At 64.2% G+C, this 24,980-nt stretch carries 22 protein-coding genes and 1 pseudogene; 6 read left to right on the top strand and 17 right to left on the bottom strand.

Features of this window, described 5'->3' with window-relative positions; translation table 11 throughout:
• Window positions 1-74 precede the first annotated feature (74 nt).
• Window positions 75-1,358: a Zn-dependent hydrolase gene (locus ACJA3S_RS16295; RefSeq protein ID WP_406819270.1), complete on the top strand. Its 1,284-nt coding sequence runs from the start codon at window positions 75-77 to the stop codon at window positions 1,356-1,358.
• 191 nt (window positions 1,359-1,549) lie between these two features.
• Here ACJA3S_RS16295 and ACJA3S_RS16290 read toward each other — a convergent pair.
• From ACJA3S_RS16290 to nhaB, 5 genes and pseudogenes are all read right to left on the bottom strand, one after another.
• Window positions 1,550-1,658: pseudogene (locus ACJA3S_RS16290) on the bottom strand (AAA family ATPase); the annotation flags it as partial.
• Window positions 1,659-1,666: 8 nt separating this feature from the next.
• Entirely contained in the window at window positions 1,667-2,626 is a 960-nt protein-coding gene (locus ACJA3S_RS16285; protein ID WP_406819269.1) for a ribonuclease Z, read from the bottom strand.
• A gap of 59 nt (window positions 2,627-2,685) precedes the next feature.
• Window positions 2,686-3,246, bottom strand: coding sequence for a lipocalin family protein (locus ACJA3S_RS16280; protein ID WP_406819268.1), 561 nt, complete (start codon window positions 3,244-3,246; stop codon window positions 2,686-2,688).
• An 80-nt stretch (window positions 3,247-3,326) separates the two neighbouring features.
• Entirely contained in the window at window positions 3,327-3,941 is a 615-nt protein-coding gene (locus tag ACJA3S_RS16275) for a dihydrofolate reductase family protein (RefSeq protein WP_406819267.1), read from the bottom strand.
• A gap of 186 nt (window positions 3,942-4,127) precedes the next feature.
• Window positions 4,128-5,630 carry a sodium/proton antiporter NhaB gene (nhaB, locus tag ACJA3S_RS16270; protein WP_406819266.1) on the bottom strand — a complete coding sequence of 501 codons (1,503 nt, stop codon included), beginning with the start codon at window positions 5,628-5,630 and terminating at the stop codon, window positions 4,128-4,130.
• A 150-nt stretch (window positions 5,631-5,780) separates the two neighbouring features.
• On the opposite strand from nhaB, the gene ACJA3S_RS16265 reads away from it, so the two are divergent.
• Both ACJA3S_RS16265 and nudC read left to right on the top strand, forming a co-directional pair.
• Complete coding sequence (locus ACJA3S_RS16265; RefSeq protein WP_406819265.1) at window positions 5,781-6,593, top strand: crotonase/enoyl-CoA hydratase family protein; 813 nt, start codon at window positions 5,781-5,783, stop codon at window positions 6,591-6,593.
• A gap of 36 nt (window positions 6,594-6,629) precedes the next feature.
• A complete protein-coding gene (gene nudC, locus ACJA3S_RS16260; protein WP_406819264.1) occupies window positions 6,630-7,460 on the top strand; it encodes an NAD(+) diphosphatase in 831 nt (276 codons plus the stop codon).
• 36 nt (window positions 7,461-7,496) lie between these two features.
• Here nudC and ACJA3S_RS16255 read toward each other — a convergent pair whose 3' ends face one another.
• The 3 genes from ACJA3S_RS16255 to ACJA3S_RS16245 form a co-directional block, all read right to left on the bottom strand.
• Window positions 7,497-8,276, bottom strand: coding sequence for a TSUP family transporter (locus ACJA3S_RS16255; protein WP_406819263.1), 780 nt, complete (start codon window positions 8,274-8,276; stop codon window positions 7,497-7,499).
• A 140-nt stretch (window positions 8,277-8,416) separates the two neighbouring features.
• Window positions 8,417-9,247 carry an alpha/beta fold hydrolase gene (locus tag ACJA3S_RS16250; RefSeq protein WP_406819262.1) on the bottom strand — a complete coding sequence of 277 codons (831 nt, stop codon included), beginning with the start codon at window positions 9,245-9,247 and terminating at the stop codon, window positions 8,417-8,419.
• Window positions 9,248-9,416: 169 nt separating this feature from the next.
• Window positions 9,417-10,706: an NAD(P)/FAD-dependent oxidoreductase gene (locus ACJA3S_RS16245; RefSeq protein WP_406819261.1), complete on the bottom strand. Its 1,290-nt coding sequence runs from the start codon at window positions 10,704-10,706 to the stop codon at window positions 9,417-9,419.
• Here ACJA3S_RS16245 and ACJA3S_RS16240 point away from each other — a divergent pair.
• Complete coding sequence (locus tag ACJA3S_RS16240) at window positions 10,705-12,219, top strand: lytic polysaccharide monooxygenase (RefSeq protein ID WP_406819260.1); 1,515 nt, start codon at window positions 10,705-10,707, stop codon at window positions 12,217-12,219. The two genes, ACJA3S_RS16245 and ACJA3S_RS16240, sit on opposite strands and share 2 nt — an antisense overlap.
• Window positions 12,220-12,253: 34 nt before the next feature.
• Here the strand turns inward: ACJA3S_RS16240 and ACJA3S_RS16235 are convergent, their stop codons facing one another.
• The 8 genes from ACJA3S_RS16235 to ACJA3S_RS16200 all read right to left on the bottom strand — a co-directional run bounded on the left by ACJA3S_RS16235 (window position 12,254) and on the right by ACJA3S_RS16200 (window position 22,361).
• Window positions 12,254-14,224, bottom strand: coding sequence for a DNA topoisomerase III (locus tag ACJA3S_RS16235; RefSeq protein WP_406819259.1), 1,971 nt, complete (start codon window positions 14,222-14,224; stop codon window positions 12,254-12,256).
• Window positions 14,225-14,453: 229 nt separating this feature from the next.
• Window positions 14,454-14,882: a GNAT family N-acetyltransferase gene (locus tag ACJA3S_RS16230; protein WP_406819258.1), complete on the bottom strand. Its 429-nt coding sequence runs from the start codon at window positions 14,880-14,882 to the stop codon at window positions 14,454-14,456.
• Window positions 14,875-16,041 carry a cupin domain-containing protein gene (locus ACJA3S_RS16225; protein ID WP_186686986.1) on the bottom strand — a complete coding sequence of 389 codons (1,167 nt, stop codon included), beginning with the start codon at window positions 16,039-16,041 and terminating at the stop codon, window positions 14,875-14,877. The genes ACJA3S_RS16230 and ACJA3S_RS16225 overlap by 8 nt, the downstream gene beginning before the upstream one ends.
• 81 nt (window positions 16,042-16,122) lie before the next feature.
• Window positions 16,123-17,493 (bottom strand): adenylosuccinate lyase, encoded by a 1,371-nt coding sequence (gene purB / locus ACJA3S_RS16220; RefSeq protein WP_170030578.1) that lies wholly within the window; start codon window positions 17,491-17,493, stop codon window positions 16,123-16,125.
• Window positions 17,494-17,696: 203 nt separating this feature from the next.
• Window positions 17,697-18,323 (bottom strand): high frequency lysogenization protein HflD, encoded by a 627-nt coding sequence (gene hflD / locus ACJA3S_RS16215; protein ID WP_406819257.1) that lies wholly within the window; start codon window positions 18,321-18,323, stop codon window positions 17,697-17,699.
• Window positions 18,320-19,444, bottom strand: a complete 1,125-nt coding sequence (gene mnmA / locus ACJA3S_RS16210) for a tRNA 2-thiouridine(34) synthase MnmA (RefSeq protein WP_170030574.1) — start codon at window positions 19,442-19,444, stop codon at window positions 18,320-18,322. The genes hflD and mnmA overlap by 4 nt, the downstream gene beginning before the upstream one ends.
• Window positions 19,445-19,503: 59 nt before the next feature.
• Complete coding sequence (locus ACJA3S_RS16205; protein ID WP_406819256.1) at window positions 19,504-19,944, bottom strand: NUDIX hydrolase; 441 nt, start codon at window positions 19,942-19,944, stop codon at window positions 19,504-19,506.
• Between the two features lie 191 nt (window positions 19,945-20,135).
• Window positions 20,136-22,361, bottom strand: a complete 2,226-nt coding sequence (locus ACJA3S_RS16200) for an NADP-dependent isocitrate dehydrogenase (RefSeq protein WP_406819255.1) — start codon at window positions 22,359-22,361, stop codon at window positions 20,136-20,138.
• 417 nt (window positions 22,362-22,778) lie between these two features.
• Here ACJA3S_RS16200 and icd point away from each other — a divergent pair, with 417 nt between their 5' ends.
• Window positions 22,779-24,035, top strand: a complete 1,257-nt coding sequence (gene icd, locus ACJA3S_RS16195; protein WP_170030568.1) for an NADP-dependent isocitrate dehydrogenase — start codon at window positions 22,779-22,781, stop codon at window positions 24,033-24,035.
• A gap of 70 nt (window positions 24,036-24,105) precedes the next feature.
• Here the strand turns inward: icd and cspD are convergent, their stop codons facing one another.
• Entirely contained in the window at window positions 24,106-24,363 is a 258-nt protein-coding gene (gene cspD / locus ACJA3S_RS16190; protein WP_406819254.1) for a cold shock domain-containing protein CspD, read from the bottom strand.
• A 230-nt stretch (window positions 24,364-24,593) separates the two neighbouring features.
• Between cspD and clpS the strand changes: the two genes are divergently transcribed.
• Window positions 24,594-24,956 (top strand): ATP-dependent Clp protease adapter ClpS, encoded by a 363-nt coding sequence (gene clpS / locus ACJA3S_RS16185; RefSeq protein ID WP_013973290.1) that lies wholly within the window; start codon window positions 24,594-24,596, stop codon window positions 24,954-24,956.
• Window positions 24,957-24,980 lie beyond the last annotated feature (24 nt).

Raw genomic sequence — 24,980 nt, 5'->3', positions numbered from 1 at the left:
ACCGCGTGTGCTGCTTCGCAGGGTGCCCGCGTAGAGGCCGGCACAGACAACAACAAAGCCTGAAGGAGAAACCCGTGACCCCAGTCCAAGAGATCCTCAATACCAGCGCCCGGCACATCGACAGCGCCCGCCTGTGGCAATCGCTGATGGACCTGGCGCGCCTCGGTGCCACTGCCAAGGGCGGTGTCTGCCGCCTGGCCCTGACCGACCTCGACCGCCAGGCTCGCGACCTGTTCGTGCAATGGTGCGAAGCCGCCGGCTGTACGGTGAGCATCGACGCGGTCGGTAATATCTTCGCCCGGCGCCCGGGGCGTAACCCCAAGCTGCCGCCGGTGATGACCGGCAGCCATATCGACACCCAGCCCACCGGTGGCAAGTTCGATGGCTGCTTCGGGGTGATGGCAGGGTTGGAGGTGATTCGCACCCTCAACGACCTGGGTGTGGAAACCGAAGCGCCGCTGGAAGTGGTGGTGTGGACCAACGAGGAGGGCTCGCGCTTTGCTCCGTGCATGATGGGCTCAGGCGTATTCGCCGGCAAGTTCACCCTGGAGGAAACCCTGGCCAAGCGTGATGCCCAGGGCGTCAGTGTCGGCGAGGCGCTGAACGCCATCGGCTACGCCGGCCCACGCGCGGTGCAGGGCCACCCGGTGGGGGCCTATTTCGAAGCGCACATCGAGCAAGGGCCGATCCTCGAAGACCAGGCCAAGACCATCGGCGTGGTACTGGGTGCCCTTGGCCAGAAATGGTTCGACCTGACCCTGCGCGGCGTCGAAGCGCATGCCGGCCCGACCCCCATGCACCTGCGCAAGGACGCCCTGGTCGGTGCTGCCGCCGTGGTCGAAGCGGTCAACCGCGCCGCCCTCGGCCACCAGCCGCACGCCTGTGGCACGGTGGGTTGCCTGCAGGCCTACCCCGGCTCGCGCAACGTGATCCCTGGCGAAGTGCGCATGACCCTGGACTTCCGCCACCTGCAAGGTGAGCAACTGGATGCGATGATCAGTGAAGTGCGTGCGGTGATCGAGGCGACCTGCGCCAAGCACGGCTTGAGCCACACGCTGGTGCCGACGGCGGACTTCCCGGCGTTGTACTTCGACAAGGGCTGTGTCGATGCCGTGCGCGAGTCGGCCAAGGCGCTGGGCTTGCCGCACATGGACATCGTCAGCGGGGCAGGGCACGACGCGATCTTCCTTGCCGAGATGGGGCCGGCGGGGATGATTTTCGTGCCGTGCGAGAACGGCATCAGCCATAACGAAATCGAGAACGCCACCCCCGAGGACTTGGCCGCGGGCTGCGCGGTGTTGCTGCGGGCGATGCTGGCGGCGTCGGAGGCGATTGCCAGCGGACGCCTGGCGGCCTAGAGCCGTCAGTATCAGGAGTACGCGCTTTTTGTAGGAGCGGCCTTGTGTCGCGATCGGGCTGCGCAGCAGCCCCAGGATCCTGAAGTAGAAGCAGGCACCGCCGGGGCCGCTTTGCGGCCCTTTCGCGACACAAGGCCGCTCCTACAGCGGCCGCGCTGCCTGGGCGGGCTGGGTAAGATCAGCCAGAAACGCCGCAAATGCACCACCGGCACCTGCTGCCCCTGCGGCCTGGCGGTTCGCCTCGATCCCCGGCCGATACCCGCGATCGAACGTCCATACGAACTTCAAAAAGCCCAGAAACAATTGAATCATCCGCTTGGTTCGAGGCAGCCCTCTCGCCCGATGTGATAGCGCTGCAGGTCCTGCGCCAGGGTCAGATGGCCACGGTAATGTGCAAGGGCCTCTTCGCGCAGATCGACGATGCTCGGGCTGCGTCGTGGGTCGTGCTGGTAGCGGGCGCTGAAGTGCGTCAGTACCAGGTTGCGCACGCCTGCCGTTTCGGCGAAGCGCGCCACCGCCGCTGCGGTACTGTGACCGAAGGTGACCCCGGTACGCTCGACCACCGCCTGGGTGAACGTGGCTTCGTGCACCAGCACATCCGCACCCCGGGCGGCATCGGCCAACAGCTCGGGGTTGTCGTTGTCGCCGCAGACGATCACCCGCCGTGGCGGGCGCGACGGGCGCAGGTAATCACGGCCGTGCAGCAATCGGCCGGCATGTTCCACCGTCAGGCCCTTGGCCAGCTCGCCCCACAACGGGCCGCGGGGGATGCCTTCGGCTTCCAGGCGCGGGATGTCCAGGCGCGGTTCGGGGTTGAGTTCGGTGAACACGAAGCCGACGCTCGGTACCCGGTGCGACAGCTGCACGCTAGTGACCTGCATCGCCTCACTGCGCCATTCCAGCAGATCCTCCACGGCCAGCAGGCGCAGTTCGAACGGCAGGAAGGTATGGCTGACCGCCAGCCCCTGGCGTAGCCATTCATGCAGGGCACTGGGCAGCACCAGCTCAAGTGGCTGGGTGCGCCCACTCATGCCGGCGCTGGCCAGCAGGCCCGGCAAGCCGAAGCAGTGGTCACCGTGCACATGGGTGATGAAGATCGCCCGCAGGTCGCGCAGCGAAAGCGGCGTGTGCAGCAGCCGATGCTGGGTGCCTTCGCCACAGTCGACCAGGTACCAGTGGCTGCCTGTGGCTTCGATCACGGCCGTGGCGCTGACATTGCGTGCCTTGGTAGGCACCCCGGCGGAGGTGCCGAGGAACAGCAAATCCATTACAACTCCTTGTGATTGGCCAAACCCGGGCGGCTGAGCCGTCCGCGGCGCCCGTGGTTTCAGTTGGTCGCCTCGGCATCCGCCTGGCGCCAGATCAGCTTGCTGGTGTCGTAGCCCTGCTCCCGAGCGATATCCAGCAACTGGTCCCGCGTCTGGTCCGGGATGGCCGGTGTGCGGGACAGCAGCCACAGGTAGTCGCGGTTGGGGTGGCCAACCAGCGCCACGCGGTAGTCCTTGTCGTGGTACAGCACCCAGTACTCGCCCTTGGTCAGGCCGGGTGCCAGGCGGCTGAACCAGTTGTCGAAGCGCACCCAGAGTTTGTCGGTACTACCCGGTTGCTGGGCTTCGGCGATGCCCTTGGCTTCATTCCACTGGCCGTCCTTCTCCCGGCAGCGGTTGGTCACGTCGATGCGGCCGTCCGCACGCAGGCCATAGTGTGCCTCGGACTGCACGCAGTTGCGTTGGAAGAACATCGGCAACCGCGCCAGTTCGTACCAGGTACCTTGGTAGCGTTGCAGGTCGACTTGCTGGGTATGCGGTGGCGCCGGGTGGTCGTTGCCGGCGCAGCCAAGCAGGGCCAGGGTCAGGCAGGAAAGCAGCAGCGGGGTGCGTAGCGCCATGGTCGAGCTCCTTGCGGTGGAGAGGGCTTACCTGTGTTTCGATGCGGGCGCGCGGCAAAAGTTGTACGCAATCGCGCCTTTCAGAACGAGCCGGTCTGCACGTCGCCAGCGCGTACGTAGCGGGCGATGATTACACCCTTTGGCGAAACCTGCGAGTGCTGCAGGGTGAAGGCCGCCGCTGCGGCAGCGTCGCCGAACAGGCGTTTGCCATGGCCAAGCAACAAGGGGTGGATCAGCAACTGCAATTCATCGACCAGGCCCGCTGCCAGCAGCTGCTGCACCAGCTCACTGCTGCCTTGGGTCAGCAGGTTGGCACCAGCCTGGTGTTTCAGCGCCCGCACCGCTGCGCTGGTGTCCGCACCCAGGGCATGGCTGTTGTGCCAGGCGAGGGTAGCCGGGGCGTGGGTGGCCACATGCTTGGGCACGCTGTTGAACAGGTTGGCGATGGAGAAGTCTTGCGAACTGCCATCCACCTTTGGCCAGTAAGCGGCGAAGATGTCATAGGTACGCCGGCCCAGCAGCAGTTCGAAGGGCTGGCTGAACAAGGCCTGCATGGCCTGGCCGAAAACTTCCTCGGCGTAGGGCACCAGCCAGCCGCCGTAGCTGAAGCCGCCGCTGGTGTCTTCCTGCGGGCCACCGGGGGCCTGCATGACCCCGTCGAGGCTGATGAACGCGGCGACGATGAGTTTGCGCATGGGGACTCTCCTGTTGGCAGCCGGGGTGGCTGCTGGCATGGGATAGTCGAATGGCAGGCAGCAGAATCGACAGCAGCTTGTGCTTTCTCTGCAGCGGGCCTGTCGCCGGCCAGCCAGCCCCCACAGGCGTGCAGTGCAAAACCCGTGGGCGCTGGCTGGCCGGCGACAGGCCCGCTGCAGGCTACCTCACAGCCAGTAGGTCACCGCCCACCAACCCAGCCCACCCATCACCACGGTATAAGGCAAGGCCATCCACACCATGCGGCCGTACGACAGCCGCACCAGCGGCGCGATGGCCGAGGTCAGCAGGAACAGGAACGCGGCCTGCCCGTTCGGGGTGGCCACGCTGGGCAGGTTGGTGCCGGTGTTGATCGCCACCGCCAGGGTTTCGAAATGCTCGCGGCTCATGCTGCCATTGACAAACGCCTGCTTCACCTCGGTGATGTAGATGGTGGCGACGAACACGTTGTCGCTGATCGCCGAAAGCAAGCCATTGGCCAGGTACAGCATGCCTGGCTGCTGTTCGGCCGGCAGTGCCAGCACCCAGGCGATCAGCGGGCTGAACAGCTGCTGCTGGTGGATCACTGCGACAACGGCGAAGAACACCACCAGCAATGCGGTGAACGGCATGGCGTCCTGGAAGGCACGGCCCAGGCGGTGTTCGTCGGTGATGCCGGTGAATGCCGTGATCAGCACGATTACCATCAGGCCGATCAGGCCGACTTCGGCAACGTGCAGCCCCAGGCAGACGATCAGGATCAGCGCGGCAAGCCCTTGCACCCACAGCGCGATGCGCTGGGCCTGGGTGCGCGCGGCGTCGTCCTCGGCGGCGTAGGCGGCCAGTACCTGGCGCACCGGCTCGGGCATCAGCGTGCCGTAACCGAACAGGCGCAGTTTCTCCAGCAGTACACAGGTCAGCAGGCCGGCAGCCAGCACCGGCAACGACACCGGCGCCACCTTGAGAAAGAAATCGGCAAAGTGCCAGCCCATCTCATGGCCGATCAGCAGGTTCTGCGGCTCGCCCACCAAGGTGCACACCCCGCCCAGGGCGGTACCTACCGCACCATGCATCAACAGGCTGCGCAGGAAGGCGCGGAACTGGTCGAGGTCGTTGCGGTGCAGCGCTGCGACCTGCTGGTCGCTGTCGAGTGCAGCGTCCTCGCGCGGGTTGGCCCCGGAGGCTACCCGGTGGTAGACCGCATAGAAGCCGACCGCGGCGCTGATGATCACGGCGGTCACCGTCAGCGCATCGAGAAACGCCGAGAGGAATGCCGACAGCACGCAGAACAGCAATGCCAGAATGGCCTTCGAGCGTACCCCGAGCAGGATCCGCGAGAACAGGAACAGCAGCAGTTCCTTCATGAAGTGGATGCCAGCGACCATGAACATCAGCAGCAGGATGACCGGGAAGTTGTGCTGCAACTCTTCGTACAAGGCTTGCGGGGTGGTCATCTGCAACAGCAGGGCTTCGACCAGCAGCAGCCCGCCGGGCATCAGCGGGTAGCATTTCAGGGCCATGCCCAGGGTGAAGATGAACTCGAGCACCAGTGCCCAGCCGGCTGCAACCGGGCCAAGGCTGACCAGCAGCAGCGGGTTGAGGACCAGGAACAGGCAGATGACCGCCTTGTACCACAGCGGCGACTGGCCCAGGAAGCCGTGGGCGAGGGCGCCAGTCAGGGAGCGCGACATGAATGTGTTTCCTTATGATTCGGCGATGGCGAACGGTGCCGCATCAGCGCGCCTTAGGCAAGGCATACAGTCCCGTTTTTGGCACAAGCGCGGCCATCGGGCTGGGTTACCATCCGTGGCATGAACCTTTTACTCCCAGGAGTGCCGCCCGTGACCGAGTACAGCGCATTCAAGGTCGAACTGACCGACAACATTGCCCACGTGCAAATCAACCGCCCGGAGAAGGTCAACGCGATGAACGCCGCCTTCTGGGCAGAGATCATCGACATCTTCCAGTGGGTCGAGGATACCGACGCGGTGCGGGTAGTGGTGCTCAGCGGCGCCGGCAAGCATTTTTCCGCCGGCATCGACCTGATGATGCTGGCCTCGCTGGCGGGCCAGATGGGCAAGGATGTGGGGCGCAACGCGCGCTTCCTGCGCAGCACCATCCTGCGCCTGCAGGCCTCGTTCAATGCCGTGGACAAGTGCCGCAAGCCGGTGCTGGCCGCCGTGCAGGGCTACTGCATCGGCGGTGCCATCGACCTCATCGCGGCCTGCGACATGCGTTACTGCAGCAACGACGCGCAATTCTCGATCAAGGAGATCGACATGGGCATGGCCGCCGATGTCGGCACACTGCAACGTTTGCCTCGTATCATCGGTGACGGCATGATGCGTGAGCTGGCCTTCACCGGGCGCAATGTCGAGGCCGCAGAGGCGCTGCGCATCGGCCTGGTCAACCGGGTCTATGATGATCAGGCTGCGCTGCTGGACGGGGTCTTTGCCATTGCCCGCGAGATTGCCGCAAAATCACCGATTGCCGTGGCCGGCACCAAGGAAATGCTCAGCTACATGCGTGACCATCGCATTGACGATGGCCTGGAATACATCGCCACCTGGAACGCCGCGATGCTGCAGTCCGAAGACCTGCGCGTGGCCGTGGCGGCGCACATGAGCAAACAGAAACCGACGTTCGCCGACTGATCAGGCCGGGGGACGCGCAGTAAAGGATCCCCCGACATGTCAGCACGCTGGACTACCGCAGTACTCGACCCGCAGATCACCGGGGGCCTGGCCGTGGCCCGCAGCCCGGAAGGGTTCCTGGTGGACACCAACGGCGCGCTGTTCTCCCGCGACTGGCTCAAGCGCCAGGACCTGGATGTGCTGTGCGAGCATGGCATCGGCCACTTCGATGGCCAGCCGGTGTTCCTGCTGGAGCTGCGCCGCGCCACCGAGGTGCCCGGCTGTGACTGGCGTGGCCTGCGTGCGTTCATGCTCGAAGGCGACTTCGACACCTACAAGGTGCTGGGCTACGCCGCCCAGATCGGCACCTGGGCGCGTGAGCACCGCTTCTGCGGCAGCTGCGGCCAGGCGATGACGCAGATCCGCTGGGAGCGGGCGATGTACTGCCAGCCCTGCGACCTGCGCAGCTACCCGCGCATTTCGCCGAGCATGATCGTGCTGGTGACCCGTGGTGACGAGATCCTGCTGGCGCGCTCGCCGCGCTTTGTCAGCGGGGTGTACAGCACCCTGGCAGGGTTCGCCGAACCGGGCGAGTCGGCGGAGGATTGCCTGGTGCGCGAAGTGCGTGAGGAAGTGGCGGTGGAGGTGCAGAACATCCAGTACATCGGCAGCCAGTGCTGGCCGTTCCCGCATTCGATGATGCTGGGCTTCCATGCCGAATACGCCGGGGGCGATATCGTCATGCAGCCGGACGAAATCGAGGATGCCAAGTGGTTCAGCGTCCACGACCTGCCGCCGCTGCCGGCCGGGCGCTCCATCGCCCGCTACCTCATCGACCTCTACGTTGCACGGCGGCTGGGCCGTGATATCCCTGCTTTCCCGTCCTAGCTGCAGTAGGCGGGCAAGCAGGGGTATCACAGCCCATCAGGCCTGGCCGAACCAGTGCTGCCACGCTAGGCGCACGGTCAAGGCCAGCACCACGGTGATGAACACCGGGCGGATGAACTTGCTGCCGCCACTGATCGCCGTGCGTGCACCGAAGAAGGCGCCGACCATCACCGACAGGCCCATGCACAAGCCGACGATATAGTCCACCTGCCCGGAAATGATGAACACCGTCAGCGCCGCGATGTTGCTGACGAAGTTCATGCTGCGCGCCACACCACTGGCGCGCACCAGGTCGATGGGGTACAGCAGCAGGGTACTGACGGTCCAGAACGCCCCGGTGCCCGGGCCGGCCACGCCGTCGTAGAAGCCCAGGGTGAAGCCTTGGGGCAGCTGCCATTTCTTCCTGATCGGGGCGTCGGCATCGAGTGGAGCCTTGGGCGTGCCGCCGAACAGCAGGTAAATGCCACAGGCGAAGACGATCACCGGCAGCATCTTGTTCAGCCATTCGGCCGGCATGTAGTGGGCGATCACTGCGCCGAGCAGGGCCCCGGTCAGGGTGGCGAACAATGCCGGGCGCCATTGCGCCGGGTGGAACAGCTTGCGCTTGTAGTAGGTGAAACCCGCCGTCGCCGAGCCGAATGTGGAACTGAGCTTGTTGGTGCCCAGCACCAGGTGCGGTGGCATGCCGGCGGTGAGCAATGCGGGGGTGGTGAGCAGCCCGCCGCCGCCGGCGATGGCATCGATGAAACCGGCGATGAGGGCGACCAGCGCCAGGATCAGCAGGGTGAGGGGTTCTACGGTAAGTTCGAAGGGCATTGAGGTTGGCAGGCAAGGAGGCAAAGGGGGCGGCAAAGGGCCGCGCCAGAAGGGCGACATGGTAATCCTGGGGAAGGTGTGTTGCCAGTGCCGACCCTTTCGCGGGCATGCCCACGAAAAGGCCGCTACTGGCCGACACATCAGCTACGGATAAACGCCAGCAGATCGGCATTGATCACATCGGCATGGGTGGTCGGCATGCCATGCGGGTAGCCTTTGTAGGTCTTCAGCGTGCCGTTGGGCAGCAGCTTGGCCGACAGCACCCCGGCGTTTTCATACGGCACGATCTGGTCATCGTCGCCATGCATCACCAGCACCGGCTGGCTGATGCCCTTCAGGTCCTCGGTGAAGTCGGTCTGGGAAAACGCCACGATGCCATCGTAATGGGCCTTGGCGCTGCCGATCATGCCCTGGCGCCACCAGTTGCCGATGATGCCTTCGCTGGCTTCGACACCGGGGCGGTTGTAGCCATAGAACGGCCCAGCCGGCACATCCCGGTAGAACTGTGCACGGTTGCTGGCGACCTGGGCCTGGAAGCCGTCGAACACCGACTTGGGCAGGCCGCCCGGGTTGGCCGCTGTCTGCACCATCAGTGGCGGTACGGCGGCGATCAGCACGGCCTTGGCCACCTGGTCGCCGGGGTGGCGGGCCATGTAGCGCACCACTTCGCCGCCACCGGTCGAATGGCCGACATGCACGGCGCCCTGGATACCCAGGTGGGCAGCCACTGCCGCCACATCGTCGGCATAGTGGTCCATGTCGTGGCCGTCCCAGACCTGGCTGGAGCGGCCGTGGCCACGGCGGTCGTGGGCGACCACGCGGTAACCATGGGCGAGGAAGAACAGCATCTGCGCGTCCCAGTCATCGGCGCTCAACGGCCAGCCGTGATGGAAGTGGATGACCGGCGCATCGCGCGGGCCCCAGTCCTTGTAGAAGATCTGTACGCCGTCCTTCGTGGTTACATAGCTCATCGTCGCGTCTCCTGTTGTGCAGGCACCGAAGGGAGCTATTGAGCATAGGAGGGATTTTGGCAGCTATCGGTAATTTGTGTCGCCTGTGCAGGCCTCTTCGCGGGTGAACCCGCGCCCACAGAGCCTGGACAGAGACCAAGCCCTGACCGCACAGGCGACAGCAAAAGCCTCAGACGCGGTCACGCATGCGGTACCAGGCCTTGGCGGCGGCTTCCAGCGGGGCAGCTAGCAGGTCACCGCCTGGGAAGCGGCCGTTGTCGATGCCCTGGTACAGTGCCAGCAGGTCGTCGTCACCGAGGATGGCGTCACTCACTGCTCGCGCGGCGGCCAGGGTAGGCAGCACGCCATGCCCGGAAAAACCTTGCAACCAGTAACGTTGGCCCTCACGGCCGACGTCCGGGGTGCGCCGCATGCTGCAGTCGATATGCCCGCCCCAGGCGTAATCGATGGCCACCCCGACCAGTTGCGGGAACACCCGCTCCAGGTAGGGGCGGGTGGCGCTGGCGACGTCCCTGGGAATACCGCCCAGGTAGGTGCAGCCGCCGCCGAACAGCAGGCGGTGGTCCGGGGTGAGGCGGAAGTAGTCGGGCACGAACTGGTTGTCGATCACGCAGCTGTTGCGTGGTAGCAGCGACCGGGCGAAGTCGGCATCCAAAGGCGCGGTGGCGACCTGGTAGGAGCCGACCGGCAACAAGCGCCGCGACAGGTTACGGTCGAGCTGGTCGATGTAGGCATTGCAGGCCAGCACCAGCACGTCGCAACGTACCTCGCCGCCGCCGGTGCGTGCCACGTAGCCGTTGCCACTCGGCGCGTAGCTCAGCACCTGGCTTTGCTCGAAGATGCACCCACCCGCAGCCTCGATGGCGTCGGCCAGGCCCAGGGCCAGCTTCAGTGGGTTGAGGTGGGCACCTTTGGCGTCATGCAACGCAGCCTGATAACGCGGGCTGTCGATCCATTGCGGCAGCTCGTCGCGGCCGATCAGGCGCAGGGCGTCGTAGCCCCATTTGTGTTCAGCCTCGTGCAAGGCCTGTTCAAGCATTTTCACCCGGCGTGGCATCACGGCGGCCCACAGGCTGCCTGGCCGGTAGTCGATGTCGAAGCCATGGCGCTGCGGTAGTTCGCGTATTTCTTCGGCGGCCCAGCACATGCTGGCCCACAGGCGTTGGCTGCGTTCGAGGCCCAGGGCCTTTTCCAACGGGGGCATGTCGCACGACCAACCGAGCAAGGCCTGGCCACCGTTACGCCCAGACGCGGCCCAGGCCACGCGGCTGGCTTCCAGCAGGGCTACGCGTTTGCCAGCCAAGGCCAGGCGCAGGGCGGTGTGGAGGCCGCTGAAGCCGGCGCCGATTATGAGCACCTCGGTGTCGTGGCGGCCTTGCAGGCTAGGGTGCAGTGGAATGCTGGCGGGGTAGGTCTGGGCGTAGTACGTGGCGATGTGCTGGGCGGACTGCTTGAACATGCCGGAGCCTAATGAAAATTATTGTGATGTTTTTCATGAAAATATATCAGGAATTTTTCATGCTATCAGGGAAACGCTGCCCGCCTGTCAGATCTACGCGTATCGCCGGGCATCGGCAATCCTTACAAATGGCCTTGGCCAATACGGCCAACCATTCAAGGAATCAACGATGAACCAAGCTCAACAACATTCGCCTCGCGGGCCTGTCACGCCACGACATGGTCATGTGTTTTCCCCCGCATCGCGGGCCTACTTTGCCTGGCAGGCAGGCATGCTGGATGACGGTGCGCTGAATCAGCGCGAAGCAGGCAAGTTCTTTCCGCAGACACAAGCTGGCCTGACGGATCCATTTGCCAAGGACGACCCAAAAAACCTGCTGCCGCCACCGGACGGCAAAATTGCCAGTGCCAACCAGGCGACCGGGAAGATACTTGATCAGCCCGGCGACCACTGGAGCAAACACGAAGTCCGTAGCGGGGATACCCTGGACATCTCCTGGTATTTTGCCGCCAATCATAGAACGCGTCGCTGGAACTATTTCATCACCAAACCCGATTGGGACAGTGCCAGGGTGCTGGCGCGCGATCAGTTCGAGGCGGAGCCTTTCCATACGGAACTGATCGAATTGCAGCCGTACTGGGCGTATGACGAAGAGATGAAACCCAGCAATCCGACCACCCACGCATTGCCGCTTCCCGCTCGCGAGGGTTATCACGTATTGCTCGCGGTGTGGGAAGTGGCCGACACCGGCAACGCCTTCTATCACGTGGTCGATCTGGACTTTCTGCCGGGCGACGGTGATGACCGGCCGAGCGTGCCGATGGGCCTCAAAGCCGCTGAGGTAACCGACAAGAAGGTTGCTTTGAGCTGGCAGCCATCGACGGGTGCGCACCCCATCGAGTGCTACCAGCTGAGCCGTAATGGCACCGACACGTTCGTCGTGCCTGCCGCCACTACGCACTGGGATGACGACCAGGTGACGGCGGATACGACCTACCACTATTCCATCGTCGCAGTTGACAGCGAGGGTGCGCGCTCCAGGCCTTCAGCCCCCGTCGTCGTGCGCACACTGGGTGAAGGTGGCGTGCCCAGCACGCCGCAAAATCTGCACTCGATGGGGCAGGCTGTCGACAGCATCCGCCTGATGTGGGGGGCCTCAAGCGGTGCGAGCCCGATCGATCGCTACGAGCTCTACCGTGACGGTCAGCAGGTGGCCACCATCGCCGGTGACAGGACTGAACATACCGATGGTGGCCTGCTGCCGGACACCCTGTATGTTTACCAGGTCGTAGCAGTTGATGGGGAGGGCAAGGTTTCCGCTCCGAGTAACGACCTTGCGGTCAGGACTGCCGAAAAAAGTAATTACCCTGCCTGGCGACTGCACCAGGATTACGCCAGTGGCGACCTTGTCAGCCATGTCGGCGCTGACTGGCGCTGCAGGCAAGCGCACCAGTCGCTCTCCGGGGACTGGGCGCCAGGGGCGGCCGCTGCGCTTTGGCAGCAACATGAATAACTGAGCGCGGGGTTGCAACCGGCAAGGCGGCGGCTCATTTCGCCGCCGTCTTGCGCCGGCCCTGCCTTGGTTTGCCTTCGCTGGCCTTGGCCGGGCCAGCTGCGCTTTTGCCTTTGCCGCCACCGCTGCGGCGTTTCTTCTTCCACGGCGCCGCCTTGCCCACTGGCGGCCCGCTGATGCTGATGCGCATGCCACTGCAGCGCTCCACCAGCTTGCCCATCCACGCCGACTGGCGGGCGACGAACTCTTCCAGGGGCATTTCGCCGCTCTGCACCATGTCCAGCGCCTGCTCCCAGATTGCCGTGGTGCCAGGGTCGGCTATCGCGCGGGGCACGGCGTCGATCAGGCTGAAGGCTGCCGGCGTGGCGGCCAGGGCCTTGCCGTTTTTTACCAGGTAGCCACGCTCGAGCAGGCCCTGGATGATGCTGGCGCGGGTCGCCTCGGTGCCGATGCCGGTGGTTTCCTTGAGCTTCTGTTTCAGCCGCGGGTCATCCACCAGCTTGGCCACGTTCTTCATCGCCTTGATCAGGTCGCCTTCGGTGAACGGCTTGGGCGGCTGGGTCCACAGGTCTTTCAGGTGCAGGCCTCGTACCGCACAGTCCTGGCCCTCGCGCAGCGCTGGCAGTACCTGGGCCGGCGGCGCCTCGCGGCCTTTGGCCGGGGCCAGTGCCTCGGGCAGGGCGCGGCGCCAGCCGGGTTCGACGATCTGCTTGCCTACCGCGCGCAGGGCATGGCCGGCGCAGTCGAAGTCGGCCTGGGTACGGTCGTATTCGTGATTGGGCAGGAACTGCGCCAGGTAGCGAGCGCGGATCAGCGTGTACACCGCCTTGTGCTTGGCCGGCAGGCGCGATGGGTCGCTGGCGGCGGCGGTCGGGATGATGCCGTGGTGGGCGCTGACCTTGGCATCGTTCCAGGCCCGCGAGCGGCGCTGCGGCTGCAGGTGGGGCTGCAGCGCTGCCAGGCTGGCATCGGTCCGTTGCAGGGCGGCAAGGATGGCTGGCGCCTCGCCGTGCTGGCTTTGCGGCAGGTAGCCGCAGTCGCTGCGCGGGTAGGTGATCAGCTTGTGGGTTTCGTACAGGGCCTGGGCAATGTCGAGGGTTTCCTGGGCGCCGAGGCCGAACTTTTTCGAGCACAGTTCCTGCAGGGTGCCCAGGTCGAAGGGCAGCGGCGCGGCTTCGCGCACGCGCTCGGTGATCACTTTTACGGCCCGGGCGCTACCGGCCTGGTTGATGTCGGCAGCGGCCTGCCGTGCCAGGTCCTGTTTCAGGCAGCGGCCCTGGTCGTCACAGGCGTCTTCGGGCGCGCGCCACTGGGCGTTGAAGCCTTGGCCAGCCTGTTCCAGTTGCACGTCGATAGCCCAGAACGGCACCGGTACGAAGTCGGCGATGCTGCGGTCGCGGTCGACCACCAGGCGCAAGGTGGGTGTTTGCACCCGGCCCACCGGTAGCACGCCCTGGTAGCCGGCTTGGCGGCCCAGCAAGGTGAACAGCCGGCTCATGTTCATGCCGATCAGCCAGTCGGCGCGGGAGCGCCCCAGCGCCGAGTGGTACAGGTTGAAGGTTTCGTGGCCCGGCAGCAGACGCGCCAGGGCCTTGCGGATGGAGGCGTCGTCCAGTGCCGACAACCACAGGCGCTGCACCGGGCCGCGGTAGCGGCAATGCTCGACCAGTTCGCGGGCAATCATCTCGCCCTCGCGGTCGGCGTCGGTGGCGATCACCAGTTCCCGCGCTTCGCCAAGCAGGCGCTTGACCGCCTTGAACTGGCTGGCGGTCTTGGGCTTGACCAGCATCTTCCATTGTTCCGGAATGATCGGCAGGTCGGCCAGGTTCCAGCGCTTGTAGCGTTCGTCGTAGCTGTCGGGCGGGGCAGTTTCCAGCAGGTGGCCGATGCACCAGGTCACGCAGACGTCGGTACCTTGCCAGCAGCCGTCGCCCTTGCGGTTGGCGCCGAGCACTTTGGCGATGTCTTTGGCCTGGGAGGGTTTTTCGCAGAGGAACAGGCGCATGGCCGGGAACGCTTCATCGGGAGTGATGGGCGATAGGATGCGCAAGCGGGGGCGCGGAGGCAAGTTTTATCTGGATGGATGTACAGGTTTTTGTCAGGGGAGATGTGTTTTGCTGTGCCGGCCTCTTCGCGGGCTTGCCCGCTCCCACAGGTACTGCGCAGATACTCAATATCTGTGGGGTCCTTGTGGGAGCGGGCAAGCCCGCGAAGAGGCCGGTGCAGGTCAAGCATCAGGCGCGCGAATCGCGCACCATGTCCACGTGCGGGATGCCGGCTTCGAGGAATTCCTCGCTGACCACGCGAAAGCCCAGCCGCTCGTAGAACGGCGTGGCATGTACCTGGGCGCTGAGCATCTGCTGCTTCAGGTCGCGGTTCTGCGCTTCGGCGATGACTGCGTTCATCAGCGCGTCACCCACCTTCAGCCCGCGCCAGTCCTTCAGTACCGAGACCCGGCCAATGGTGCCGTCTGGCAGCAGGCGGGCAGTGCCGATCGGGTAGTCGCCTTCCAGCGCCAGGAAGTGCACGGCGGTCGGGTCGTCCGAGTCCCACTCGAGCTCCGGCGGTACGTGCTGTTCGGCAATGAACACCGCTTCGCGGATACGGCGGATGTCGGCGTTGTCCTTGTGCCAGTCGGCGAGGCGCACATGAACCTTATTCATTGGCGAATCCCAGGCTTCCTTGTTTGACCAGCTGCTGTACCAGCATCAGGCCGTCTTCATCCTGCAGCCACTCGGCCAGGTTGTCGATGTGCAGCGCATCGGCGGCGCAGACCAGCTTCAGCAGCTCGCGCAGCTTGCCCGGCAGCGGGCAGCTGCGGCCGCTGGCGAACAGCAGCAGGTCGTCTTCGAACTCGGACCAGGCCAGGCGGGCGCTCGGGTTGCGGATCAGGATGGCGCCTTGCTCAAGGGCGTCGATCAGTTCCTCTTCGCTGAGGTCTTCGCCGACGATCTGTTCCGGGTAGCGCGGCTCGGTCATGAACTGGCCGAACCAGGTCAGCAGCAGGTCCTTGTCGCTCATGTGCTTGTCGAGCAGGGCCTTGAGGCGGTCGAGCGCGTCGTGCTGGATCTGGTGCGGGTCGCTGACCGGCTGGGCGTCGGCATCGCTGTAACGCTCTTCATCCGGCAGGAACTGGCCGAGGAAGTCGGTGAAGTGGGTCAGCACCTCGGCGGCGCTGGGGGCACGGAAGCCGACCGAATAGGTCAGGCAGTCGTCCACCGCCACACCGTAGTGGGCCAGCCGCGGTGGCAGGTAGAGCATGTCGCCCGGCTCCAGGGTCCACTCTTCGCTCTGCTCGAAGGCAGCGAGGATGCGCAGGTCGGCGTGCTCCAGCAGCGGGCTGTCGCTGCTGCACATCTGGCCGATCTTCCAGTTGCGCTGGCCATGCCCCTGCAGCAGGAACACGTCGTAGTTGTCGAAATGCGGGCCGACACTGCCACCGGGGGCAGCGAAGCTGATCATCACGTCATCGATGCGCCAGCTCGGCAGGAAACGGAAGTTTTCCAGCAGTTCGGCAACTTCCGGGACGAACTGGTCCACGGCCTGCACCAGCAGGGTCCAGTCCTTTTCCGGCAGCTCGGCAAAGGTGTCTTCGTTGAACGGGCCGCGGCGCAGCTCCCACGGGTGCGCCCCGTGTTCCAGCACGATACGCGACTCGACTTCCTCTTCCAGGGCCAGGCCGGCCAGCTCGTCGGGGTCGATCGGGCTGATGAAGTCCGGGAAGGCCTGGCGCACCAGCAGCGGCTTCTTCTGCCAGTAGTCGCGCATGAATTCGCGGGCCGAGATGCCGCCGAGCAGCTGCAGTGGAGTATCAGGATTCATGTTCAACCTATTGAAAAAATGTCGTTTTCGTCCGCGAATAAAAACGCCCGGCCAGGCCGGGCGTTGATCGCGACGGTCAGCTTAGATGCGTTTGGCCTGCGCTGCCGCGTTGCCGATGTAGGTAGCCGGGGTCAGCTGCTTGAGCTCGGCCTTGGCTTCGGCGGGCATGTCCAGGCCGTCGATGAAGGTCAGCAGCGCTTCCGGGGTAATGCCCTTGCCACGGGTCAGCTCCTTGAGCTTCTCGTAGGGGTTTTCGATGTTGAAACGGCGCATTACGGTCTGGATCGGCTCGGCCAGCACTTCCCAGCAGGCGTCCAGGTCGGCGGCGATGCGGGCTTCGTTGACTTCCAGCTTGCCGATGCCTTTCAGGCTGGCTTCGTAGGCGATGACGCTGTGGGCAAAGCCCACGCCCAGGTTGCGCAGCACGGTGGAGTCGGTCAGGTCACGCTGCCAGCGCGAGATCGGCAGCTTGCTGGCCAGGTGCTGGAACAGCGCGTTGGCGATGCCCAGGTTGCCTTCGGAGTTTTCGAAGTCGATCGGGTTGACCTTGTGCGGCATGGTCGACGAGCCGATTTCGCCGGCGACGGTCTTCTGCTTGAAGTAGCCCAGCGAGATATAGCCCCACACGTCACGGTCGAAGTCGATCAGGATGGTGTTGAAGCGGGCGATGGCGTCGAACAGCTCGGCGATGTAGTCGTGTGGCTCGATCTGGGTGGTGTACGGGTTGAACTGCAGGCCCAGTTCGTCTTCGATGAAGGCGCGGGCGTTCTGCTCCCAGTCGATCTGCGAGTAGGCCGACAGGTGGGCGTTGTAGTTGCCCACGGCACCGTTGATCTTGCCCAGCAGCGGCACGGCGGCAACCTGGGCGATCTGGCGCTCCAGGCGGTACACCACGTTGGCCAGCTCTTTGCCCAGGGTGGTCGGCGATGCCGGCTGGCCGTGGGTACGCGACAGCATCGGCACGTCGGCATGGGCGTGGGCGAGGGCGCGGATGGCGTCGGCGATCTGGCGCATCAGCGGCAGCAGCACGTCGTCGCGGCCGGCACGCAGCATCAGGGCGTGGGACAGGTTGTTGATGTCCTCGCTGGTGCAGGCGAAGTGAATGAACTCGCTTACCTTGGCCAACTCAGGCAGCTTGGCGGCCTGCTCCTTGAGGAGATATTCGATCGCCTTGACGTCGTGGTTGGTGGTGCGCTCGATTTCCTTGACGCGTTCGGCGTGCTCAAGCTTGAAATCGGTGGCCAGGCTGTCCAGCAGGGCGTTGGCTTCGGCGGAGAACGCCGGCACTTCGCCGATCTGCGGGTGGGCGGCCAGGCGCTGCAGCCAGCGCACTTCGACCAGGGCGCGGAAACGGATCAGGCCGAATTCGCTGAAAATGGGGCGCAAGGCCTGGGTTTTGCCGGCATAACGGCCGTCTACAGGGGAAACCGCAGTGAGCGAAGAGAGCTGCATGGGGTGTTCTCGGACAGTCAGGCTTTTGGAAGGGCGCATATCATACATGAAAAATGCGCCCGAGTCGGGTGGCTGACCAAAGGTCGGCCGTACAAAAGTGCTTGATGCGATCCCTGTGGGAGCGGGTTTACCCGCGAATGCGGCAGTGAGGCCAACATCGCATTCGCGGGTGAACCCGCTCCCACAGGGTTTGGTGTCGCCTGTCAGGAGGGCGAACGCATCATGTCGTACAGTTCGTTGAGCAACTTGCGCCGGCTGAACACCAGTTGCCAGCGGTGGCCGCCCAGCTGGCGCCACAGGCGGGCGGCGCGGATACCGGCGAGCAGCAGGGCGCGGATCTTCGAGGCGTTGCTGGCCTGCTGCAGGAAGCGCATGTCGCCATGCACCTGGATACGCTGGCGCAAGGTGCTCAGGGTGTCCTGGTACAAGGCTCCGCTGGAAGCGATGACGTTTTCGTGAACCAGGCCGAAGTGCTCGGCCTGGGCTTGGATTTGCGGCAGGCGGTTGCCGATGGTGTCGAGCAGGTCGGCGCGTTTGTTCAACTGGCGCTCCAGGCCGAGTATCGACAGGGCATAGCGCAGCGGCTCGCGCTGCAGGCTGCTGGGGTCGCGTTCCAGGGCGCCAACCAGCGCACGGTAGCCGTCGCGCAGGTTGAGGTCGTCGCCGCCGAACACCTCCAGGGTGTCCTTGGGGTCACGTACCAGCAGGCTGCCCAGCATGCAACCGATGTTGGCCTCGCTGGCCTGGCCGGTGCGGGCGATGCGGTCCACCAGCACCGCGGCCTGGAACACGCCACCCAGCGCGATCAGCTGCTCCTGCAGGTTGCTCATGCGCGCGGGCTCCACGGCTCGGCGGTCTCGATCACGCCACCACCCAGGCACACCTCGCCATCGTAGAACACCACCGACTGGCCGGGCGTGACGGCGCGCTGCGGTTCGTCGAACACGGCGCGGTAACCGCTTGCGCTGCGCTCCAGGGTGCAGCGCTGGTCGCCCTGGCGGTAGCGAACCTTGGCGGTGAGCTGGCGTGGGCTGGCGAGGTCGATGGGGTTGACCCAGAAGATCTCCGAGGCCAGCAGGGCCCGCGAGAACAGCCAGGGGTGGTCGTTGCCCTGGCCAACCACCAGCACGTTGCGCGCCAGGTCCTTGTGCAGCACGTACCACGGCTCGTCGCCAGCATCCTTCAGGCCGCCGATACCCAGGCCCTGGCGCTGGCCGATGGTGTGGTACATCAGGCCGTGGTGGCGGCCGATCACCTCGCCATCAGTGGTTTCGATGTTGCCCGGCTGGGCTGGCAGGTACTGCTTGAGGAAGTCGCTGAAACGGCGCTCGCCGATGAAGCAGATGCCGGTGGAATCTTTTTTCTTGGCGGTGGCCAGGCCGTGCTTTTCGGCGATGGCGCGCACTTCGGGTTTTTCCAGTTCGCCGACCGGGAACAGGGTACGGGCGATTTCCTTGCCGCCGACGGCGTGCAGGAAGTAGCTCTGGTCCTTGTTCGGGTCCAGGCCCTTGAGCAGTTCGGTGCGTTCGCCGGTGTCGCGGCGGCGCACATAGTGGCCGGTGGCGATCAGGTCGGCACCCAGCGACAGGGCGTAGTCGAGGAACGCCTTGAACTTGATTTCGCGGTTGCAGAGGATGTCCGGGTTGGGCGTGCGGCCAGCCTTGTATTCCTCGAGGAAGTGCTCGAACACGTTGTCCCAGTATTCGGCGGCGAAGTTGGCAGTGTGCAGCTTGATGCCAATACGGTCGCACACGGCCTGGGCGTCGGCCAGGTCTTCACGGGCAGTGCAGTATTCGGTGCCGTCGTCTTCTTCCCAGTTCTTCATGAACAGCCCTTCCACCTGGTAGCCCTGCTCCATGAGCAGAAGGGCGGAGACGGAAGAGTCCACGCCGCCGGACATGCCGACGATGACGCGGGTCTTGGCGGGGTCTTTGAGTGCTGGGCTGGTCATGGTTACCGGTGTGTATCAGGGGGGAAAAGCGCCGATTCTATCAAACCTGCGGCGCCACGTCAGTCGCGCAGCAGGTCAAGGCTGTGCAGTGGGCCCTTGAGGTAGTCGTCGAGGCAGCGTGGTACCAGTTCGCTGCGCCAGCGGGCCGGGTCGGCCAGCAGTTGCTCGCGGGTCAGCCATACGGCGCGGACGATGTCGCTGTCCAGGGCCAGGTCGGCGTGGTGGCGCACGGGGCGGGCGGCGAAGCAGATGCGCTGGTAGGTCACGCCGTTGCTGGGCGCGGTGTACAGGTAGATGCCGACCACCCCGGTCAGCTCGACTTCCCAGGCGGTTTCTTCCAGGGTTTCGCGCAGGGCGGCCTGGGGCAAGGTTTCGTTGGCTTCGAGGTGGCCGGCGGGTTGGTTGAAGACGTGCTGGTTGGCTTTGAACTCTTCGACGAAGAGGAACTTGCCTTCGTGTTCGACGATGGTGGCGACGGTGATGTGGGGTTGCCAGGTCATGAACAGCTCCTTAGAGGCCTGCACAGCCCTTGTGGGAGCGGGTTTACCCGCGAATGCGTCAGTGGATTCGCCATCGCATTCGCGGGTAAACCCGCTCCCACAGGGTCCGCGCTGGCGGCCAGAAATCGTTTATCCAGAAAGCACAAACCCCGGTGCGTGGCCGGGGTTTGTGCGGTTACTTCAAGCGAACCTTACAGGGCGGCAATGGCGTTGTTCAGGGTCTGGCTTGGGCGCATCACCTTGGCGGTCAGCTCGGCATCCGGGGCGTAGTAGCCACCGATGTCGGCCGGCTTGCCCTGAACGGCGTTGAGCTCGGCGACGATGGTCTCCTCGTTCTCGGTCAGGGTCTTGGCCAGTGGTGCGAAGCGCGCCTGCAGGGCAGCGTCGTCGGTCTGCGCAGCCAGGGCCTGGGCCCAGTACAGGGTCAGGTAGAAGTGGCTGCCACGGTTGTCGATACCACCGACCTTGCGCGAAGGCGACTTGTTGGTGTCGAGGAACTTGCCGGTAGCCTGGTCCAGGGTGTTGGCCAGCACTTTGGCGCGCGGGTTGTCGTAGGTGTTGCCCAGGTGCTCCAGGGAAGCGGCCAGGGCCAGGAATTCACCCAGCGAGTCCCAACGCAGGAAGTTCTCTTCCACCAGCTGCTGCACGTGCTTCGGAGCCGAACCGCCGGCGCCGGTTTCGAACAGGCCACCGCCGTTCATCAGCGGCACGATCGACAGCATCTTGGCGCTGGTGCCCAGTTCCATGATCGGGAACAGGTCGGTCAGGTAGTCACGCAGCACGTTGCCGGTCACCGAGATGGTGTCCTTGCCTTCGCGGATGCGGGCCAGGGAGAACTTGATGGCGTCGACCGGGGCCAGGATGCGGATGTCCAGGCCGGAGGTGTCGTGGTCCTTCAGGTACTTCTGCACCTTCTCGATCATCACGCCGTCGTGGGCGCGGGCCGGGTCCAGCCAGAACACTGCCGGGGTGTTGCTCAGGCGGGCGCGGTTGACGGCCAGCTTGACCCAGTCCTGGATCGGGGCGTCCTTGACCTGGCACATGCGGAAGATGTCACCGGCTTCGACGTTCTGCTCGAGGACCACCTTGCCTTTGCTGTCGACCACGCGGACAACACCGTCGGCCTTGATCTGGAAGGTCTTGTCGTGGGAGCCGTACTCTTCGGCCTTCTGTGCCATCAGGCCAACGTTCGGCACGCTGCCCATGGTGGTCGGGTCGAAGGCACCGTTGGCCTTGCAGTCTTCGATGGTGGCCTGGTAGATACCGGCGTAGCAGCGGTCCGGGATGATTGCCTTGGCGTCCTGCAGTTCGCCGGCGGCGTTCCACATCTTGCCCGAGTCACGGATCATGGCCGGCATCGAGGCGTCGACGATGACGTCGCTCGGCACGTGCAGGTTGGTGATGCCCTTGTCGGAGTTGACCATGGCCAGGGCCGGACGCTGGGCGTACAGGGCCTGGATGTCGGCTTCGATCTCGGCCTGCTTCTCGACTGGCAGGTCCTTGATGCGGGCGTACAGGTCGCCGATGCCGTTGTTGGCGTTGAAGCCTACTTCGGCAAGGGCAGCGGCGTGCTTGGCCAGCACGTCGCCGTAGAACTCTTCGACGATGACGCCGAACATGATCGGGTCGGAGACCTTCATCATGGTGGCTTTCAGGTGCACCGACAGCAGTACGCCAGAGGCCTTGGCATCGGCGATCTGCTCGGCGATGAAGGCTTTCAGGGCCTTGCGGCTCATGGTGGCGCAGTCGATGACTTCAGCTGCCTTGACGGCGGTCTTTTCCTTCAGCACGGTGGTGCTGCCGTCTTTACCGACCAGCTCGATGCGCAGGGTGTCGTCGGCCTCGATCAGCGCGGCTTTTTCGCTGCCGTAGAAGTCGCCTTGGGTCATGTGGGCGACGTGCGACTTGGAGTCGGCAGCCCAGGCGCCCATCTTGTGCGGGTGCTTGCGTGCGTAGTTCTTCACCGACAGCGGTGCGCGGCGGTCGGAGTTGCCTTCGCGCAGGACCGGGTTCACGGCGGAGCCCTTGATGCGGTCGTAGCGGGCGCGGGATTCTTTCTCTTCCGCGGTGGCCGGCTCGTCGGCATAGTCAGGGATGTTGTAGCCCTTGGCTTGCAGTTCCTTGATCGCGGCTTTCAGCTGCGGTACCGAGGCGCTGATGTTCGGCAGCTTGATGATGTTGGCTTCGGGGGTGGTAGCCAGCTGGCCCAGTTCCGCCAGGTGATCGCCTACTTGCTTCTCTGCGCCCAGTTGCTCCGGGAAGGCGGCGAGGATACGGCCAGCCAGGGAGATGTCGCGGGTTTCGACGGCGATGTCAGCCGAAGCGGTGAAGGCTTCGATGATCGGCAGCAGCGAGTAGGTGGCGAGGGCGGGGGCTTCGTCGGTGAAGGTATAGATGATCTTGGAACGGGTGGGCATGCGGGTTAACTCTCTGTGTGCTGAGCGTGCTCGAGTCTCGTGGTGCGCAGGGTAGGCGCATCGCCCTGGCAGCGCCATGAGCGGAAAGTCGAGAGGCTGCGAGCGGTGATGGTGGATGCATCAGTCGAGCGTCAAGTGCTGAACTGCGGTAACAGCCCAGGCTTAGTGGCCGTTCATGGCCGAGGGCGGTCCGCATTTTTCCAAGGGATCGCCCCGATGACCCTTCGGTCGCGGCGCAGTATACCAAACCATTCGGGCTAATCAGCAAGGCCAAGTGATATCGGCCCATTTATAAGACCAAAGACGTACCCGCAATGTGGTCGGTTGTCGCATGCCTTGCACCTCGGCAGATGTGGTTTAGTCTCATTGGATCGCAGATGACCAAACACACATACCCGACAGCGGAGTAGTGCAAGCATGGGATACCAGAAAATCAAGGTTCCGACCGACGGCGCCAAAATCACCGTCAATGCCGACCATTCGCTCAACGTGCCTGACAACCCGATCATTCCCTATATCGAAGGCGATGGCATCGGCGTGGATGTCTCGCCGGTCATGATCAAGGTGGTCGACGCCGCCGTGCAGAAGGCCTACGGCGGCAAGCGCAAGATCGCCTGGATGGAGGTGTACGCTGGCGAGAAGGCCACCCAGGTGTACGACCAGGACACCTGGTTGCCGCAGGAAACCCTCGATGCCGTGCGTGATTACGTGGTGTCGATCAAGGGGCCGCTGACCACGCCGGTGGGTGGCGGTATCCGTTCGCTCAACGTAGCCTTGCGCCAGCAGCTCGACCTGTACGTGTGCCTGCGCCCGGTGCTGTGGTTCCAGGGCGTGCCAAGCCCGGTGAAGAAGCCTGGCGACGTCGATATGGTGATCTTCCGCGAGAACTCCGAGGACATCTATGCCGGCATCGAGTGGAAGGCCGGTTCGCCCGAGGCGAACAAGGTGATCAAGTTCCTCAAGGAGGAAATGGGCGTCACCAAGATCCGCTTCGACCAGGACTGCGGTATCGGCGTCAAGCCGGTGTCCCGCGAGGGGACCAGGCGCCTGGTGCGCAAGGCCTTGCAATACGTGGTGGACAATGACCGCGAATCGCTGACCCTGGTGCACAAGGGCAACATCATGAAGTTCACCGAAGGCGCCTTCAAGGATTGGGGCTACGAGGTGGCGCGTGACGAGTTCGGTGCCGAATTGCTCGATGGTGGCCCGTGGATGAAGTTCCGCAACCCCAAGAGCGGCCGCGAGGTCATCGTCAAGGACGCCATCGCCGACGCCATGCTGCAGCAGATCCTGTTGCGCCCGGCCGAGTACGACGTGATTGCCACCCTCAACCTCAACGGTGACTACCTGTCCGACGCCCTGGCGGCAGAGGTGGGCGGCATCGGTATCGCGCCGGGGGCCAACCTGTCCGACACGGTGGCCATGTTCGAGGCTACCCATGGCACCGCGCCCAAGTATGCCGGGCAGGACAAGGTCAACCCAGGGTCGGTGATCCTCTCGGCAGAAATGATGCTGCGGCACATGGGCTGGACCGAAGCGGCCGACCTGATCATCAAGGGCACCAACGGCGCGATTGCCGCCAAGACGGTGACCTACGACTTCGAGCGGTTGATGGAGGGCGCCACCCTGGTCAGCAGTTCAGGCTTTGGCGATGAAATGATCAAGCATATGTGAGGCAACGCAAAACCGGCCGCTTCCGTAAGGAGGCGGCCGGTTTTTTGCCTGCCGACAGGCGCCGCGGCACTCAGGCGCCGGCAGGGCTGCCGGCGGAATGGGCGCTGGCGGCGGAGGGGCTGGGGGCTTTGCTGCTGATGTTCACTGCGTGCAGGCCTTTGGGGCCCTGGACGATCTCGAAACTTACCGCCTGGCCGGCCTTCAGGGTCTTGTAACCGTCCATCTGGATGGCCGAAAAATGAGCGAACAAGTCTTCGCTCTTGCCCTCTTCATTGATGAACCCATAGCCCTTGGCATTGTTGAACCACTTGACTTTACCGCTTGCCATCCCTATGTCCCTCTGCAAAGGACTCCATCACTGGAGTATCATCCACTTCATCCGCATACGAACCTTGCGAAAAATCTGGTTGACTGCGCGGATCTTTATCGACCACGGTGGGTTCTTATTGTTTGTAACACCGTTTTGCCGTTAGTCAAGGTCACGCGGCGCGTGCTCCGGTGGCGGCTTTTGCAGTCAATCCACAACCTTAACCTGTCGCTCATGATGAAATTCTTTCCATGCATGCACCTAGTGAGATTCGACTAACATTCAATCAGGATCGCCCGCAATCGAATGAGGACGACGGCTCAGGTCTTGCGGTTCAGGAAGCCAAGCCGATCCTGCAGGCGCCACCGATGTACAAGGTGGTTTTGTTCAACGATGACTACACGCCGATGGATTTCGTCGTCGAAGTGCTCGAGACGTTCTTCAATCTGAACCGCGAGCTGGCGACCAAGATCATGCTGACCGTCCATACCGAAGGGCGGGCAGTGTGCGGATTGTTTACCCGTGACATCGCCGAAACAAAGGCTATGCAGGTCAACCAATACGCCAGGGAAAGCCAGCATCCGCTACTCTGTGAAATCGAGAAGGACGGTTAAAAGCCGACCACTTGGGTATGAGGT

This window comes from Pseudomonas sp. KnCO4 (assembly GCF_045344305.1).
GTDB lineage: Bacteria > Pseudomonadota > Gammaproteobacteria > Pseudomonadales > Pseudomonadaceae > Aquipseudomonas > Aquipseudomonas anuradhapurensis.
The sequence above is the reverse complement of the archived record's forward strand: the minus strand, read 5'-3'. Positions and strand labels throughout refer to the sequence as shown.

Bases quoted from the DNA above. Each gene is read 5' to 3' on its own strand.
- cspD (WP_406819254.1), bottom strand. From the start codon at position 24,363: ATGGCAAGCGGTAAAGTCAAGTGGTTCAACAATGCCAAGGGCTATGGG.
- icd (WP_170030568.1), top strand. From the start codon at position 22,779: ATGGGATACCAGAAAATCAAGGTTCCGACCGACGGCGCCAAAATCACC.
- nhaB (WP_406819266.1), bottom strand. From the start codon at position 5,630: ATGTCGCGCTCCCTGACTGGCGCCCTCGCCCACGGCTTCCTGGGCCAG.
- ACJA3S_RS16240 (WP_406819260.1), top strand. From the start codon at position 10,705: ATGCCGGAGCCTAATGAAAATTATTGTGATGTTTTTCATGAAAATATA.
- ACJA3S_RS16230 (WP_406819258.1), bottom strand. From the start codon at position 14,882: ATGAATAAGGTTCATGTGCGCCTCGCCGACTGGCACAAGGACAACGCC.
- hflD (WP_406819257.1), bottom strand. From the start codon at position 18,323: ATGAGCAACCTGCAGGAGCAGCTGATCGCGCTGGGTGGCGTGTTCCAG.
- ACJA3S_RS16225 (WP_186686986.1), bottom strand. From the start codon at position 16,041: ATGAATCCTGATACTCCACTGCAGCTGCTCGGCGGCATCTCGGCCCGC.
- ACJA3S_RS16205 (WP_406819256.1), bottom strand. From the start codon at position 19,944: ATGACCTGGCAACCCCACATCACCGTCGCCACCATCGTCGAACACGAA.
- ACJA3S_RS16200 (WP_406819255.1), bottom strand. From the start codon at position 22,361: ATGCCCACCCGTTCCAAGATCATCTATACCTTCACCGACGAAGCCCCC.
- ACJA3S_RS16280 (WP_406819268.1), bottom strand. From the start codon at position 3,246: ATGGCGCTACGCACCCCGCTGCTGCTTTCCTGCCTGACCCTGGCCCTG.
- purB (WP_170030578.1), bottom strand. From the start codon at position 17,493: ATGCAGCTCTCTTCGCTCACTGCGGTTTCCCCTGTAGACGGCCGTTAT.
- ACJA3S_RS16275 (WP_406819267.1), bottom strand. From the start codon at position 3,941: ATGCGCAAACTCATCGTCGCCGCGTTCATCAGCCTCGACGGGGTCATG.
- ACJA3S_RS16285 (WP_406819269.1), bottom strand. From the start codon at position 2,626: ATGGATTTGCTGTTCCTCGGCACCTCCGCCGGGGTGCCTACCAAGGCA.
- nudC (WP_406819264.1), top strand. From the start codon at position 6,630: ATGTCAGCACGCTGGACTACCGCAGTACTCGACCCGCAGATCACCGGG.
- ACJA3S_RS16255 (WP_406819263.1), bottom strand. From the start codon at position 8,276: ATGCCCTTCGAACTTACCGTAGAACCCCTCACCCTGCTGATCCTGGCG.
- ACJA3S_RS16245 (WP_406819261.1), bottom strand. From the start codon at position 10,706: ATGTTCAAGCAGTCCGCCCAGCACATCGCCACGTACTACGCCCAGACC.
- mnmA (WP_170030574.1), bottom strand. From the start codon at position 19,444: ATGACCAGCCCAGCACTCAAAGACCCCGCCAAGACCCGCGTCATCGTC.
- clpS (WP_013973290.1), top strand. From the start codon at position 24,594: ATGCATGCACCTAGTGAGATTCGACTAACATTCAATCAGGATCGCCCG.
- ACJA3S_RS16235 (WP_406819259.1), bottom strand. From the start codon at position 14,224: ATGCGCCTGTTCCTCTGCGAAAAACCCTCCCAGGCCAAAGACATCGCC.
- ACJA3S_RS16250 (WP_406819262.1), bottom strand. From the start codon at position 9,247: ATGAGCTATGTAACCACGAAGGACGGCGTACAGATCTTCTACAAGGAC.